The organism is Dyadobacter frigoris (assembly GCF_005280585.1).
In the GTDB taxonomy this organism is placed as follows: Bacteria; Bacteroidota; Bacteroidia; order Cytophagales; family Spirosomataceae; genus Dyadobacter; species Dyadobacter frigoris.
Genome location: NZ_SZVO01000001.1, coordinates 34,876 through 48,772 on the forward strand (window position 1 = coordinate 34,876; position 13,897 = coordinate 48,772).

At 39.9% G+C, this 13,897-nt stretch carries 15 protein-coding genes; 4 read left to right on the plus strand and 11 right to left on the minus strand.

Annotated elements, in window-relative coordinates; all coding sequences use genetic code 11:
- Positions 1–283 precede the first annotated feature (283 nt).
- Positions 284–2,005, plus strand: coding sequence for an SWIM zinc finger family protein (locus FDK13_RS00160; protein WP_137337956.1), 1,722 nt, complete (start codon positions 284–286; stop codon positions 2,003–2,005).
- 11 nt (positions 2,006–2,016) lie between these two features.
- Here FDK13_RS00160 and nadD read toward each other — a convergent pair whose 3' ends face one another.
- From nadD to FDK13_RS00195, 7 genes are all read right to left on the minus strand, one after another.
- A complete protein-coding gene (gene nadD / locus FDK13_RS00165; RefSeq protein ID WP_137337957.1) occupies positions 2,017–2,589 on the minus strand; it encodes a nicotinate (nicotinamide) nucleotide adenylyltransferase in 573 nt (190 codons plus the stop codon).
- A gap of 111 nt (positions 2,590–2,700) precedes the next feature.
- Positions 2,701–3,270, minus strand: coding sequence for a guanylate kinase (gmk, locus tag FDK13_RS00170; RefSeq protein ID WP_137337958.1), 570 nt, complete (start codon positions 3,268–3,270; stop codon positions 2,701–2,703).
- A gap of 10 nt (positions 3,271–3,280) precedes the next feature.
- Positions 3,281–3,571 (minus strand): phosphohydrolase, encoded by a 291-nt coding sequence (locus FDK13_RS00175; protein WP_137337959.1) that lies wholly within the window; start codon positions 3,569–3,571, stop codon positions 3,281–3,283.
- A gap of 88 nt (positions 3,572–3,659) precedes the next feature.
- Positions 3,660–4,259 carry a sigma-70 family RNA polymerase sigma factor gene (locus FDK13_RS00180; protein WP_137337960.1) on the minus strand — a complete coding sequence of 200 codons (600 nt, stop codon included), beginning with the start codon at positions 4,257–4,259 and terminating at the stop codon, positions 3,660–3,662.
- A gap of 228 nt (positions 4,260–4,487) precedes the next feature.
- A complete protein-coding gene (locus tag FDK13_RS00185; RefSeq protein WP_137337961.1) occupies positions 4,488–4,991 on the minus strand; it encodes a hypothetical protein in 504 nt (167 codons plus the stop codon).
- A complete protein-coding gene (gene mreC, locus FDK13_RS00190) occupies positions 4,988–5,827 on the minus strand; it encodes a rod shape-determining protein MreC (protein WP_137337962.1) in 840 nt (279 codons plus the stop codon). Before mreC ends, FDK13_RS00185 begins: the two co-directional genes overlap by 4 nt.
- A 67-nt stretch (positions 5,828–5,894) precedes the next feature.
- On the minus strand, positions 5,895–6,920 hold the full coding sequence (locus FDK13_RS00195; protein WP_137337963.1) for a rod shape-determining protein: 1,026 nt from the start codon (positions 6,918–6,920) through the stop codon (positions 5,895–5,897).
- A 176-nt stretch (positions 6,921–7,096) separates the two neighbouring features.
- On the opposite strand from FDK13_RS00195, the gene FDK13_RS00200 reads away from it, so the two are divergent.
- The 3 genes from FDK13_RS00200 to FDK13_RS00210 are packed head-to-tail and all read left to right on the plus strand — an operon-like array spanning position 7,097 to position 10,232.
- Positions 7,097–8,599 carry a GH3 auxin-responsive promoter family protein gene (locus FDK13_RS00200; protein WP_137337964.1) on the plus strand — a complete coding sequence of 501 codons (1,503 nt, stop codon included), beginning with the start codon at positions 7,097–7,099 and terminating at the stop codon, positions 8,597–8,599.
- 19 nt (positions 8,600–8,618) lie between these two features.
- Positions 8,619–9,782 (plus strand): 1-deoxy-D-xylulose-5-phosphate reductoisomerase, encoded by a 1,164-nt coding sequence (locus FDK13_RS00205; protein ID WP_137337965.1) that lies wholly within the window; start codon positions 8,619–8,621, stop codon positions 9,780–9,782.
- Complete coding sequence (locus tag FDK13_RS00210) at positions 9,783–10,232, plus strand: hypothetical protein (protein ID WP_137337966.1); 450 nt, start codon at positions 9,783–9,785, stop codon at positions 10,230–10,232.
- Positions 10,233–10,281: 49 nt separating this feature from the next.
- Here FDK13_RS00210 and FDK13_RS00215 read toward each other — a convergent pair whose 3' ends face one another.
- The 4 genes from FDK13_RS00215 to FDK13_RS00230 all read right to left on the minus strand — a co-directional run bounded on the left by FDK13_RS00215 (position 10,282) and on the right by FDK13_RS00230 (position 13,803).
- Complete coding sequence (locus FDK13_RS00215) at positions 10,282–11,046, minus strand: glycosyltransferase family 2 protein (protein WP_137337967.1); 765 nt, start codon at positions 11,044–11,046, stop codon at positions 10,282–10,284.
- A 38-nt stretch (positions 11,047–11,084) separates the two neighbouring features.
- Entirely contained in the window at positions 11,085–11,924 is an 840-nt protein-coding gene (locus tag FDK13_RS00220; protein WP_229215847.1) for a glycosyltransferase family 2 protein, read from the minus strand.
- A gap of 14 nt (positions 11,925–11,938) precedes the next feature.
- The gene (locus FDK13_RS00225) at positions 11,939–12,913 is read right to left on the minus strand and encodes a glycosyltransferase family 2 protein (RefSeq protein WP_137337968.1); all 975 of its coding nucleotides are present in this window, start codon (positions 12,911–12,913) and stop codon (positions 11,939–11,941) included.
- 71 nt (positions 12,914–12,984) lie between these two features.
- Positions 12,985–13,803 carry a phytanoyl-CoA dioxygenase family protein gene (locus tag FDK13_RS00230; protein ID WP_137337969.1) on the minus strand — a complete coding sequence of 273 codons (819 nt, stop codon included), beginning with the start codon at positions 13,801–13,803 and terminating at the stop codon, positions 12,985–12,987.
- Between the last annotated feature and the right edge of the window lie 94 nt (positions 13,804–13,897).

The following is a 13,897-nucleotide window of genomic DNA, read 5'->3' on the forward strand; positions in this document are numbered from 1 at the left end:
ATTCACTCATAGATTTAACGTCCTGTACTGAACGAACATTTGAAAATACCATCATCCCGCCATCACCTGCGGCTTGTTCAATTATTAATTGCCGCTCCCATTACTTAAAAATACGAAGTAAGTATGCAACAAAGAAATACAAAGATTGAGATAAGAAAAAATGGCTTAGAAAAGTGTCAATTTTAAACCAGATAATTTTGGTGAAAAATGGAAGTAGATTTATTTTTGAATACCGAACGGACAATAATTTTGAAAATCAATTCTAAGTTGACGTGGATACAAGATGAACCTAAGAAACTTTCACCAACAAATCTCCCCGATTATCCTTCAGCGTGGAAAAGACTATTACAACGAAGGTGCTGTAATTAATCTTGAAGAAGAAGAAAATGGATTATGGAACGCAGATGTGGAAGGATCAGAAGTTTATACAGTCGAGGTTCAGTTGGGTGAAAGCGGCGAAATAGATACGTTCTTTTGTGATTGTCCGCATGATGCAGATGTGTGTAAACACATTGTGGCTGTATTTTATGAACTGAAAGACGCGGTTAAAATAATCAAATTGGAACCCCAAAAGAAGAAAGATCATGCTTTGTCTTTTAGTGAGTTGATGAAAAAAGTGGGGGTTTCCGAACTAAAAGAATTCGTTGAACTCTTCGCTAAAAGTGACAAAAATTTCAAAAACCAGTTTGAACTTCATTTTGCATACAAAGACGAAAAGATCGATGTAGAAAAGAAATATACGGATCTGATAAAAAAAGTCATCCGTTCCACCATGAGCCAGGGTTATGTAAACTATTACTCAGCCGGAGATTTGTCGGGCAAAATTGATAATTTTCTGGATAAAGCGCAGGAAGCTATTGAAAACCAAAATTTTAAAGATGCTGTCATGATTTCGAGGGTGGCGTTGAAACAATTGGTGGAAGATGTTATTCCAAATGCGGATGATTCGAATGGTGATATCGGCGATACGATCTCCAATGCAATTTCCATACTGAGAATAGTAGCCGAATCGGAGTTTTGCGCACAGGAACTGAAAGAAAACATGCATGATTTTTTAGCCAGCGAACTCGCTAACGATAACTATTTTGATTATGGTGACTTTGGCGACGAATGTTTCGAAATATTCAGGTATTTGTCCGTTCAACTAAAAAGGCCTGATGCATTTCTGGCATTTATGGAACTGTGGGCAGACAATTATCGGGCAGAATATTTTATCAAACAAACCATACTGTTTTTTAAAGAAACAGGAAATACGATTGAAGCAGAAAAGCTGATCCGGCAGCATATGGATATCGTTGAAGTAAGACAAGGTGTTGTTGATGAGGCTATTGAGAGGAAGGAGTACGCCGAAGCAAAAGAATTGATTTACCAGGGAATTGTTCTGGCCCAAAAAAGGCAACATCCCGGGACGATTTCAGAGTGGCAAAAGACACTTCTTCGTATTGCCGGTTTAGAGGGGGATCTGGTTATGCAACGACATTTCAATTTACTTTTTGCCTTTGACCGTGGTTTCAATCCGGAATACTATAAAAATTGGAAGGACACTTTCCAGCAAACCGAATGGGAAGTGAAGTTCGACGGTTTAATTCAGAAAATCGTTGACGAGGTTGAACGGGAAGCAGAACGGCACCTGAACAATCATTGGTGGTCCAAAAACAATGCTTTGCTTAACAGGCTCGCGCCCATATATCTGCAGGAAAAACAGTTTGACAAGCTTTATCAACTCGTGGAAGGCTATCCTAGTCTTGAAGTTTTACTCAATTATATGAAATATTTGGCGAAAGATTATCAGCCAGAACTCATCGATTTACTCTATCCTGCACTGTTGATTGCAGGTGACCGGGCCGATTCCAGGTCTGGTTATGCAAGAATTGCGTCTTATATGATTGCGGTCATCAAGCTCATGCCTGCAAGCCGGGGTAGAATTTTGGACGCTGTACAGGTTTTAAGGACAAAATATCCAAGAAGACCTGCGATGCTGGACGAATTGAAAGCGATTAAGTGAAAAAACGTATTTCAGGCATAAAACTTCTTAATCCGAATCATCTCCTCAACCGGCTCAGAAACCATATAACGTATCGATTTTCCACTTTTAAGACAGGCTCTCAAATACGTGGCAGAAATGTCAAGCAGGGGAGCCTGGACAAATTTTACAGCCGGATGATCTTTAAATTTATGTGGTTGGGAATTCGGCCGGGGATATACGTATAGGCCTACATATTCCAGTATTTTATCGTGGTTTTTCCAGTTTGGAAATTGTGCGAGATTGTCTTCGCCCATGATCAGCTTGAATTCGTGCTGAGGAAATTTCTCCTGCATCCTGATCAGCGTATCAATGGTAAAGCTGGGCTTTGGCATATGAAACTCAATATCAGTAGCTTTCAATAATGAATTATCAGCCACAGCCCTTGATACAAGATCAAAGCGGTCAAATTCATGGAGAAGGCTATTATTTTTCTTGAAGGGATTTTGGGGACTCACTACAAACCAGACCTGTTCAAGATCGGTCCCGGTAGCCATGGTGTTGGCTATGATCAAATGACCAATATGTATTGGATTAAAGGATCCAAAAAACAGACCAATCTTCATAAAATTTTGGGGACTTTAAGCTGATAGAGGAGAAATTGCTGAGGAATTATTAAAAATAATATTCATGACAAAAATGACAAATTACTGACAAATTCATGACATGGATTAGTTTCAGGCCTTAATAAATTCTTCAATAAGATTTTCTGCTTCCTGTAAGGCGTCTTCTAAATTATCGTTAATCACCACAGTATCAAACTCGTGTTCAAAACTTAGCTCATAACGGACTTTTGCCAGACGTGTTGCCAGTGTTTTTTCGGTTTCTGTACCGCGGCCTCCAAGTCTGCGTTCAATTTCTTTCTCAGACGAAACTTTTACAAAAACAGCCAGTGCATTTTTTTCGTAAGCTTCTTTCAGTTTTAGCCCGCCTTTCACATCCACATCGAAAACAACATGTTTTCCTTCATTCCAAAGCCTTTGAATTTCAGCTTTCAGTGTTCCGTAATAATTTCCGGCATAGACTTCTTCCCATTCAGCAAACTCTTGATTTGCAATCCTTTGTCTGAAATCGTCAATGGATAAAAAGTAATAGTCTTTTCCATCCACTTCGTATTCGCGACGAGGCCGTGTACAAGCCGATACCGAAAACGCTAATTGCGAGGAATATTTATTTAAAAGATGCCGGACTATTGTGGTCTTCCCAGAACCTGATGGGGCAGAAAATATGATAAGCTTACCTTTCACGCGGACCAGACTAACTATTTACTTTGGACAAAATCGTATCCATAATACTCTGAGGGCAAGGTTTTTTCACAAGTTTGAGACTTAGTGATTCCTTAATGCATTTTTCGAGACGGTACGCCTCGATACAGGGAAGGCATTTATCCATGTTTTCCCTGAAATGATCTTTTTCTGCTTCCGTAGCTTCGTCATCAAGAATCGACTGAATGATTTTCATACATTCAGCATGATGCTCGCAACTATGCTTCATGGTTTGTTTTTGCGCTTCTTCTGTAACAGAAGGCGTATGGGAAGATGCATTCATCACAAATTATGCTGGTAAGTTGTTTTTTGGAATATATATGTACGACTGTACCCTATAACCCCATAGTACATAAAAAAAGTTTCATGGGTTATGAATCATAGCCCATTGAACTAGCATAACTTTTTAGTTTTTCTTTCAAAAGGTTACGCGCACGGTGTAATCTTGACCGGACTGTACCGATTGGAATGTCCAGAATTTTGGCCATTTCCTCATAAGTAAACCCTTCAATATCACATAAAATGATGACCGTACGGAAGTCTACAGGCAGTGCATTCAACGCATTGGCAACTTCGTCACCAATAAGCTCCTGAACGGCATCGGCGCGAAGATCAACCGTGTATGTAGTATCCGACGCTTCCTCCGAATTGTATGTAGTTTCAACTTCCTGGTAATCTACTTTGGACGGCTCCTTACTTTTTTTACGATAATCGTTAATAAAGCTGTTTTTGAGGATACGGAAAAGCCAGGCTTTGGCATTTGTACCTTGCTCAAAAGAAGAAATGAACCGGAAAGCTTTCAGGTATGTATCCTGCACCAGGTCGTTTGCATCGTCCTCATCCATGGTTAGGCGGAAGGCGAAGTTATACATGGAGTCTATGTGTGGCATGAATTCACGGTTGAAAATCTCGTAACGGAGATCGTCTGTGTATTCATTAGTGGTGATCGATTCTGACATGGCAACTGACATAGGAATGCTGAATTTACAAAGATTATCAACAGCTCCAAATCGTACAAAGCAAATTTTGATGAACGGCGTTTCTAAGTTCCTGAACTGCCATTATTTCGGGATGCACATTTTTTCGCTGAAAGGACTTTTACCTGACATTAATGATCTCGAAAAAAACGGGACCATCGTTAATTCATGTATAAACATCAAATTTCGAGCCAGGTGTGGAGGGTAGGTCAAATTGTCATGTTACCTTCTTGAAAAAAGTTCCACGAGCACAATCATTATTAGTGTAAACAAGGCACTGGCGGCAATTCGGAGCAATGTATGCAATATCATGCCAAAATTATTCATCTCCATCAAAAAAAGCATTGCATGATGAATAAGAATAAGCGGAAGAATATAAGCCAAAAAGGCACCAATTCCCTGACTTCGTATTCCAATTTCGGTTCGTTCTGCTCCTTTGGATTCCATCTGGTATTGGATCAGGAAGGGGCGGAGATAAGCGATGAGCACAGTAGCCGCTGCATGCATTCCAAAAGTATTGGAAAAAATATCAACAGTAAATCCAATCCCGAAACCGATGAAGAGCAAATACATTCTGCTGATTTCGGTTGGAAGGATTAGTATTCCGGCAATATAAATGAAACAGAAGGCATAGTTAAACAACACCATATTGCGCATGAAGAAGAGCTGCAGCAGCAGGTAAAGCAGAACCATTAAGGAATATTGTATTGCCTGGCGTAAACTCATTGACGGTCTCCTATGCGTTGTTTTAATTTTTCCTGTTCCCCAAGTTGCCGATTTTTCACCACATAGACATAGGAAAGATTTCTAAAGTCTGTTGCCAGCTCCAGGCTTATGTTGTAAAACGTCTGATCCGGATGAACAGTCACAGATTTTACTTTCCCAACCATAATACCTGGCGGAAAAACAGAATTCATATTGGATGTTACAGCAGAATCTCCCTTAAAGACTTTGGTATAACGTGAAACGTCCACCAGGTCAAGGAAATTAGGATCTTTCCCGGGCCATTTGGCAGTACCAATTTCCTTGCTGCGAACCAGCTTGGAAGAAACCATAAACTGGGAATGCAAAATGGAAGTAATAATCGAATAATTCTCTGAACAGAAACGAACCTTGCCAACAACACCAGTGGCAGAAATAACACCCATGTCGGGCTGAATTCCGTCCGAAGTACCTTTGTCGATTGTGATGTAATTGTTGGTCCTGTTGATTTCGTTATCAACTACTTTCGCAACGGTATAAGTAAATCTTGAATTAAAAGCAGAATCAGGAACATAGCCGAGTGGAGCGTCTTTCGCGTTTTTCTGGCTTAATGTTGCCACCAAAGCGTTTAACCTCGCATTTTCAGCTGCAAGATCCGAATTAACTTCATCCAGATGTGTATATTCCTGTGCTGAACTTGAAAGAGCCAGCGTTTTAGCAACGTAGTAATTCGAAGTATTGAAATACGTTGCTCCCCAATACGAATTACTGCGCACAATTAACCATCCGCTGAAAACTTCCAACAAGACAAATACCAAAAAGAAACGATTCCGGGCAACGAAATCTACTAACTGAAGCATGGGCTAATATATTCACACGCAACGTGTCAGCTGAAATTTCAACTGACACGTTGTGAACGATCCTATACTACGAAATCAACACGGGTTTGTACAATTCCAGATTTTTAAGGACCTCACCGGTACCTTTTACCACCGCTTTTAACGGATCGTCTGCAATGTGCACGGGTAATTTGGTTTTTTGGGAGATACGTCTGTCCAAACCATGGATCAAAGCACCGCCACCTGTTAACCAGATACCATTTTTGAAAATATCCGCTGAAAGTTCAGGAGGGGAAATTTCCAGTGCTTTCATCACGCCTTCTTCGATTTTAGATATTGATTTATCTAATGAATAAGCGATTTCACTATAAGTAACGCGAATTTCTTTTGGAATACCGGTCATCAAATCACGTCCGCGAACCTGATAATCTTCCAAAGCATTTTCCAGTTCAGGAGAAGCAGATCCAATCGCCATTTTAATTAATTCAGCAGAACGTTCCCCAATCAAAAGATTGTGTTCACGACGCATATAATCCACGATATCTCTTGTGAAAACATCACCTGCAATACGTACAGACTGCTCACAAACGATACCTGAAAGCGCGATAACCGCAATTTCAGTAGTACCACCGCCAATGTCCACGATCATCACACCATTTGGCTGGGTAATGTCAATGCCGATACCAATAGCAGCAGCAATCGGTTCGTGCACCATGTAAACTTCCTTAGCACCAGCGTGCTCGCATGAATCTTTCACAGCGCGTTTTTCAACTTCGGTAATTCCCGATGGTATACATACAACCATACGGTGAGAAGGAGTGAAAAAGCGGCTGCCGGTATCAATCATCTTGATCATGCCGCGGATCATCATTTCCGCAGCGGTAAAGTCGGCAATTACACCGTCTTTTAGAGGACGAATGGTCTTAATATTCTCATTCGTCTTTTCATGCATTTGCATAGCCGTGTGGCCTATCGCTAACACTTTGCCGGTGGTTTTATCCATGGCAATAATCGATGGTTCATCAACAACTACTGTATCTTTATGGATGATCAGGGTATTTGCCGTACCCAGATCTATCGCAATATCACTTGTCAAAAAATCAAACAATCCCATATATATTTTTAAAATTTTCGCTCACTTTGATTTCAAGTGTGCAAAATTACAGATTATTACCCACAAACAAAGGCATTTAACAAATTTCACTTGGGGGATGTTTTTTAGCCTGTATACCAGTGTGTTTTAGGCTTGTAGAATAGAATTTATAAATCCTGTGTACATTTGTTTTTAATATGGGAATCAAAGCACTTTTGAGCCATCCTTTGGCTAAATATATCGTAGAAGAACAACAGAACTGGATAGCCAGAAGCACCCAAGTGCAGGAAGAATGGCGCGCGAAACTGGTTGAAAAAGCCATGAAAACGCAGTTCGGAAAGGATCATTTTTTTAAAGATATTCATACTTATGAAGAGTTTAAAGAAGCAGTTCCGGTTCGTGATTACGAAGATTTGAAGGGTTATATCACTCATCTTAAAGCGGGAGAATCTGACATTCTCTGGCCGGGAAAACCGCTTTATTTTGCCAAAACATCCGGTACAACTTCGGGTACCAAATATATTCCAATAACAAAGGAATCGATTCCAAATCATATCAATTCGGCCAGAAACGCCATTTTAAGTTATATTGCTGAAACCGGGAAAGCGGAATTTCTGGACAATAAACTGATTTTTCTTTCAGGAAGTCCTGTGATGACAGAAACTGGTGGTGTACTAACCGGACGTTTGTCGGGCATATCCAATCACCACGTTCCTGCCTATTTACGGGCTAATCAATTACCAAGTTACGAGACCAATTGTATTGAAGATTGGGAAACAAAACTGGACAAAATCATTGATGAAACGATAGACCAACCCATGTCGCTGATCTCCGGAATTCCTCCCTGGGTCCAGATGTATTTTGACAGGATTATTGACAAAACGGGAAAGAAGATCAAAGACGTTTTTCCTGACTTCTCTCTCTTTATTTATGGTGGCGTAAACTTTGAACCGTATCGGGCAAAACTTTATGAATCGATTGGAAAAAGAATTGATTCGATTGAATTGTATCCTGCATCTGAGGGTTTTTTCGCTTATCAGGATTCTCAGAAGGAAGAAGGGCTGCTTTTGCTGTTAAATTCAGGTATCTTTTTCGAATTTATTCCGGTTGAAAACTTTTTTGATGAACATCCTAAAAGACTTTCGATCAAAGAGGTTGAGATTGGTAAAAATTATGCGGTTGTCGTAAGTAGTAATGCCGGCCTTTGGGGTTATTCCATTGGTGATACCATCAAGTTTGTTTCAACCGATCCATATCGGATTTTAGTAACCGGAAGAATCAAACATTTTATTTCTGCTTTTGGAGAACATGTTATTGGTGAAGAAATTGAAAAAGCACTTCGTTATGCCATGGAACGCCATCCGGAAGTGGAAGTTGTTGAATTTACCGTTGCACCTATGGTGACGCCAAACCAGGGAAGTTTGCCCTATCACGAATGGTTTGTCGAGTTTGCAAAAATGCCCGTAAATATGGAGCAATTTGTGAGCGACATTGACCGGAGGCTTACAGAATTAAATGTTTATTACGATGATTTAATTAAAGGGAGCATTTTACGGCAGTTGGTAATGACTCCGTTACGTAAAAATTCCTTTATTGATTATATGAGAGCCAGCGGTAAATTGGGCGGGCAAAATAAAGTACCCAGACTTTCCAACGACCGGAATATTGCGGATGCGTTGACGAAGATTAATTCGTTGTAAGTCTTTTATTAAAGAAATCATGTCAAAAAAAAGAATAGCCATTTTAGGCTCCACAGGGTCTATCGGTACGCAGGCTTTGGATGTTATCGAAGCCTATCCCGAAATTTTTTCTGTGGGAGTGCTCACAGCTCAGAACAATGCTGATTTGCTGATTGAACAGGCAGTGAAGTTTTTGCCTAAGGTGGTCGTGATAGGCAATGAGTCGTTTTATGACAAAGTGTCTGCTGCACTTTCTTCCTTTCCCATAAAAGTATATGGTGGAAATTCTGCTTTGGTTTCTGTTGTAGAATCTGATTCCATCGATATCGTATTGACAGCAATGGTTGGTTACGCGGGTTTGTTGCCTACGATTCATGCTATAAAAGCAGGGAAAAATATTGCCTTGGCGAATAAGGAAACGCTGGTTGTTGCCGGAGAATTAATTACTAATCTGGCCAAGGAAAATAATGTCAGTATTTATCCGGTAGATTCGGAGCACTCTGCGATTTTCCAGTGTTTGACAGGAGAAGGAAATAATCCGATTGAAAAAATAATCCTGACCGCATCAGGCGGACCGTTCAGAGGAAAAGAAAGTTCTTTTTTAGCTTCTGTTACCAAACAACAAGCGCTCAAACATCCCAATTGGAGCATGGGTGCAAAAATTACTATTGATTCCGCTACGCTGATGAACAAAGGTCTGGAAGTAATCGAAGCCAAATGGTTATTCGATCTTTCTGCCAGTCAGATTGACGTGATCGTTCATCCGCAAAGTATTATTCATTCGATGGTACAGTTTGAAGATGGAAGCATTAAAGCGCAAATGGGTTTGCCGGATATGAAATTACCTATTCAGTATGCACTTCATTATCCATATCGACTGAAATCATCTTTTCCAAGATTCGATTTTGCTGCGTATCCATCGTTAACATTTGAAAAACCGGATCTTGAAACTTTCCGGAACCTTGCCATTGCTTATCAGGCTTTGGAAAAAAGAGGAAATGCGGCTTGTATCGTGAATGCAGCCAATGAAATTGCAGTTGAAGCGTTCCTTCAGGACAGGATTGGATTTCTGGAAATTTCGGATGTGATCATAGAAAGCATCGCTAAAATTGGCTATGTTGAAAATCCGACCTATCTTGACTACGTGAATACCAATGAAGCTACAAGGCGCTTTGCTTTGGAAATGATACAAGTAAAAGTATAGATGAAAGGAATTTTTTTGAAATATATATCCGTTGCGCTAGCCAGTACGCTTAAATTTTTTGGAGGACCAATTACCGGCGTTATCTTAAACCTTACCTGGATTGAAACCGCACTTTGTTCCATTGCAGGTATGATGTTTAGCGTTTTGATTGTGACTTATGTCGGAAAAGGTATCCAGGCGCTTTTGAAAAAACATAGAAAAGCAGAGCCAAAAAGATTTAGTAAAACAAACCGGATGGCAGTACGGATCTGGAAGAAATTCGGGATCATTGGTATTGCGCTTTTGACACCTCCGTTATTTACGCCGATTTTTGGAACTGCCCTGGCCGTAGCTTTCCGGGTTCCAAGAACTTCTATTTTTCTTTACATGACGTTAAGTGCGATAGGATGGGGATTTTTTATCTCCTACATCGCACATAAAATGACATTTATTCAGGAATGGATAAAATAAAAAAAGCGTACATAAATGCACGCTTTCTAAAAAAGATATTTTGTTGAGATTATCTGCTAACCTCTTTTTTGGGAGCTACTGATTTTTTCATGTAGTCGCCACGGGAGAAGAATTTCTCAATGAAGCAATACATCAAAATAAAGAAATAGCGACTTCCCATTTCTTTGATCTTCAATTTTGACTCGCCATATTTCCGGTTTGTCCAGCTATTGGGTACAACAGCATAGTTGTAACCACGAACGATTGCCTTTAAAGGAAGCTCAATCGTAAGGTTGAAATGCGGCGCAAGGAAGGGTTTAATACCGTCAATGGTTTCTCTTTTGTATAATTTGAAAGCGTTGGTCGTATCATTGTATTTGATACCCATCACCACTCTGACGATAAGATTGGCAACCCGGTTGATTACTTTTTTCAACGCCGGATAATCAATCACTTTTCCACCTTTTTCCCAGCGTGACCCGAAAACACAATCATAATCGCCTTCCAGCATCTTGAAATAATACTTTACAAGATCCTCAGGATCATCGGATAAGTCGGCCATAAATACCGCCACACAATCGCCGGAAAAACGTTCAAGACCATAACGTACTGCATATCCAAAACCATTCGGTCCAAGATTGGTCTGATAAACCAGCGTTGGAATTTCGATGGAAAGCTCATCCAAAACACGTACGGTACCGTCCTTTGAATTGTCATTCGTTACGAAAATTTCGTGCGGAATATTGTACTTCTTCAAGGTTTTGTAAAGAGACCTTAAAGTATCAGTGATCGATTCTTCTTCGTTATATGCTGGTATTACAACACTTAGCTTCATCTATATTCGGATTGAAAAACAGTACAAATTAAAGAGTATTATATTGAACTGCCAATTTTTTCTAGTTTTCGTAGTTGTTCGCCATAGTTGGCAACGGTCTTGATAATTGTAACATCGTACTTTTTATCAAGCCAAAGGTTTACATTTTCAAACATTTCTTTTCGGTTTTTCAAAAACCATACATTAACATTGGAATGCACATTACTAAGGCCGGCACTGTGTTTTCGATACACGCCCATGGTTTCAGGTAGGTAGCCAATTTTCCCTTTTGCAGCAAGCTGAATACTTAATGCCCAGTCGCCCGCGGCAGCAAGCGCATGCCAGGGAGCAAAATCTTCTGTCAGGAAATAATTCCGGTACATCCAGCTGGCAGTGGCCATAAACCACCGATCCTGAAGAATATCATCAATCGTGGAAACCAGTGGTTGTGAATTTTTATTAAACGTATGACTGGGCGATCCGTCTTCGTAAGTTACCAGCATATTGTGGTGACATATGGCAAAATCCGGATGCGAATCCAAAAAATCAACCTGTTTTTGTAGTTTATGCGGATCCGTCCAATAATCATCACCTTCACACATCGCCACATATTCGCCTTTGCAGGCTTTCAGTAATTGCAATACATTATTTCTTCCGGCAAATTCCCGCGGGTTATCTGGTCCCTGATTTTCTTTGTGCAAATAAGCTTTTATTATTTCAGGATATTGCTCAGCGTATTTTTGAATAATTTGCTGGGAATTGTCTGTGGAGGCATCATCACCTATTACAATTTCAAACGTAAAATCAGTTTCCTGCATGAGCGCGCCTTTCAGCATGTGCTCAATATATTCTTCGTGATTAAATGTCGGAACACAAACAGAAACTTTGATCATAGCCATTCAGAATAGATTTTTCAATGACTTGATTGACGAAAGCGGTATGGTAACAGGGCTACAAAACTATAAGCACTCATTAACCATCTTGGCAAAATATAATCACGGGTAACTTCCTTGCATTCAGTTAAATCCGCGCCTTTAAGAAAAAGATAATTTGCAGCCAGCCCAGCCTTCCTGAAGTAACTTCTTGACATTTGTTTGGCATCCAGCAACATACGATAATATCTCGCAATGTTTTTTCGCAAAGATTTATCAAACTGATGATTCGTTTCTTCATTGATACCTTTATACATCATAATCCGGTTACGCAAAAAACGTACATCGCGGTAATGATCTTTAAAGCTGGCTCCGCCTTTATTTTTTCTATAAACTGACATAACACCCGGAACATATCCGATCGGGCCATTTTTTGCCAGAATCACATAACGGGGAATATCTCCGCTCGTTGATTTCAAAAACCACTCAGGATAATACATCAAATGATTTTTAAACATCACAGCCGAAGTCGCCATGAACCAGATCTCATCTTCTCCGATGAGATCTTCCATTTCAATTTTTTTCTTCTGATCAGGCGGGTTTACTTCAACAGAAGGTGATCCGTCTTCATAAGTAATAAGTGCATTGTGAAAACAGGCAGAATAATCAGGATGTGAATCCATGAAATCGACCTGCTTCTGAAGCTTGGTAACGTCGGTCCAGTAATCATCACCATCCAAAGGTGCAATGTACTTGCCGTCAGCCAGTTTTAGTGTTTCAATTGTATTGAAAAGACCGTTCTGCCCAAGATTTTTGGAATGCAGAACGGCCTTTACTTTTCCGGGATACCGGTTTTGATAATCTAAAATAATATCTCTCGCTCCATCGGTTGAGAAGTCGTCGCCTACAAGTATTTCGTAATCAAAATTTGTCGTTTGATTCAAAGCACTTTCTATCGTTTTACCAATAAAAGCGGCCTGGTTGAACGTAAGTATAACTACACTTACCTTATTCATAATGTTCTACTGTCAATGGATTAGCTGATATTCTTCACGTTTCGTCACAAAATGGCAAAGCCATTACTTTCTCAGCTAAATACGTGCTGTAATTGCTGCACGCTAGGGAAATCCGGCGTCACAAGTTCCTTTTCAGGAGCGTAAATATAAGCCATCGGGTATCCGCGCTCAATGAATGTTGGCTCGTCAAGATTGTTATACCGCAACTGAACCGACCAGCGGATATTATTGGTAATGTTATTTCCGGACTGATGTACCAGAAAAGCAGAAAAGATCAGAATATCACCCACTGAAAATTCTGTCTGAACAAAATCTTCATCTTTAATTCCGGCAGTGATTCCACCTTGGTAACCAGAAGTATTGGATTCTTTCAAACCCGTTTTATGGCTTCCCGGAATGACCTGCAAAGCGCCAATATCAGCACCTGCATCAACCATTGGAAACCAGATTACCGTGCTATCCAAAGATCCCTGGCCTGTGCGCCAGTCCTGATGTGCATCCAGTTTCCAGTGTTTGCTGCCATCTTTTGACAAAAAACGACTGTTAAACTGCATCGCAGGACGTGCTCCGATAATTGGATTTGATATACCAACTTGCTTCAACAAATTTTCAATTTGCGGATCAACACCCAGTCTGTGTAAAGAAAATGAATGCTGAACCGTTTTTCCTGTATTGACAAAAGCGTTGAAATCCTTTTCAAAAAACTCGAACATTGAATTTTCAAAAGCATCTTTATCGTTAATATCAACAGAAACGCCTGTTACTCTTTTTATCTGGGCAGCAAAAATTTTGCGTGCCTCGGTATAAATTGAATTGATTAAATCTTTATCTAAAAAATTACGAAGGATAACAAACCCGTCGTTGTTAAATTGCTGCTGAAGTGTGCTCATCTTGTTGTTTATTTTAGATTTATAAAATGAAAAACAAATTGCAAAACTGATATTTTAAATTTACATAACTGACTGGTAATTAAATGTTTAAATT